Annotated in this window: 1 pseudogene; it reads right to left on the bottom strand. The window is 60.8% G+C overall.

Features of this window, described 5'->3' with window-relative positions:
* Window positions 1-9: 9 nt before the first annotated feature.
* Window positions 10-1528 (bottom strand): annotated as a pseudogene (locus IVW53_15900) (ISKra4 family transposase).
* Window positions 1529-1677: the final 149 nt, after the last annotated feature.

Genomic DNA, 1677 nt, shown 5'->3' with positions numbered 1-1677 from the left:
GGGTGCGTTTCATTTTTTTGCAAGGACTCCCTCTGTGGGTCGGACAACGAGAGACCGCCTCCAGGGATGATTGGCAGCAGGACGGTGAGGACCTGCAGCGACTTCCGCCGGAGCTGAAATCGGTTGGCTCACGGCAGGAGGGAGTGGGTCAACCGGAGGACGTGGAGTCGGCGGCCTACAGCACAGCCACAGTTTCAGCAAGCGAGCCATCGCTTGTTCCCATCGCGCTTGGGTGCGCTCAGCTCGCTGCTGCTTGTGGGTCGACTGCCGCTGCCTCGTCGAGGCCTGCCACGTCTCCTCCCAACGCCCATTAGCGACCGCATTGCGTAAGACGAGCATGGGGTTGACGTTGTGCCGTTGCCAATGCATGCCTGCCCCTTTGAGCCGGGCTTCGACGACCACCTTGTTGGCACTTTCCACACACCCAGAGCCAATGGGCCAGCCGGCTGCCTGAAAGGTGGGGTACTGCATCTGCGCTTCCCGCTTCTCTAAATACGCCAGATTGTCGGTGAGTTCTTTCACGTTGGGATGCTTCGCCACCAGTCCGCGCAGGTCAGCCAACACCTGACGGGGACCGTTGTGCTTGAGTTCATGCAACTGCTTCGCCAACCAGTCGTCCGCCAACACGAGGCCCTCGCTGCTGGCCGCCTGACTCATGTCGCTGATATGCTCAGCGGCATGGGCAAAGTCCAGAATGCGCACCGCATCGGCGCGGTGGTAGTCGACCACCCCTGGCAGCCACTCGGCTCCATCTTGCACTGCACATACCGCGACCGCCTTTTCCAGCCCTCGTCGATGCGTCTCGACCAGCGCCGCCTCTTCAAAGTGCTCCACATCAGCCAGCCGCGAAAAGGAGGAGAGCTGTTGCGTACAGATGTCCCCTCGTTTGGTGCGGGTAACCTCCCCGATCACCAGCGTCTTGACTTCCCCCCACTGGCCTCCCACTAGCGGCACAAAGGCACCATCCGCACTCATCGCTTGCTTCTCCGCTCCGTGGGGCGCTTCCGGGAGCTCCTGCTTGAGGTGCTTGGTCTCTGCCTCCCACACCGTTAGGGCGGCCACTCCTGCCTCAAGCGTCGCCCGGCGTGTCGTCGCCTTGCTGACCTGCACTCCCAGCATATCTTTGAGTAACTCTCGAGCGGACTCAAAGGGCATCCACGTCGCCAGACGCACCAGCGTTTCTTCGACGCGCGGGGTCATCCCTGCACACACCAGCCCCAACTCCTCATCCAGGGGGAAAAAACCCCTCTCCACAGTCAGGACAGGTGCCATACGTTCGCCTCAGCTTGACCGCTTGCCCTCCATTCGTTTGGATCCAGCGCGTCTGGGCTCCGCGTGCCGAGAGCGGCTTGCCACATCTGGCACACGTCGGTCGCTCTGCTTGGGGCTTCTGACTCCAGTCCTCGCTGTCACTCATCTGCACCACATCCTCGATCATCTGGGCCCGCAGTTGGGTGATCCGTTCATCCACCGCCGCTTCGATCTCTTGCCATGTCGCCTTGGGATGCTCCTTGCGCCACTGCGTCATCCCCAGCACGTCTTGCAGTCCTGCGCTCACCTGCTGAATCTGCTCACTGCGTTCCTGTTTGTTCTTCTTCGCTTTCATCTCTGCCTCTCCTGGTCTTTTTTCCCTATTCTACCATCTTCCTGCCCTTTGCAAAAAAATGAAACGCACCC

It is taken from the genome of Chloroflexota bacterium (assembly GCA_015478725.1).
In the GTDB taxonomy this organism is placed as follows: Bacteria; Chloroflexota; Limnocylindria; order Limnocylindrales; family CSP1-4; genus C-114.
Note: the sequence above shows the minus strand (reverse complement) of the source record. Positions and strands in the feature narration are given on the sequence as shown.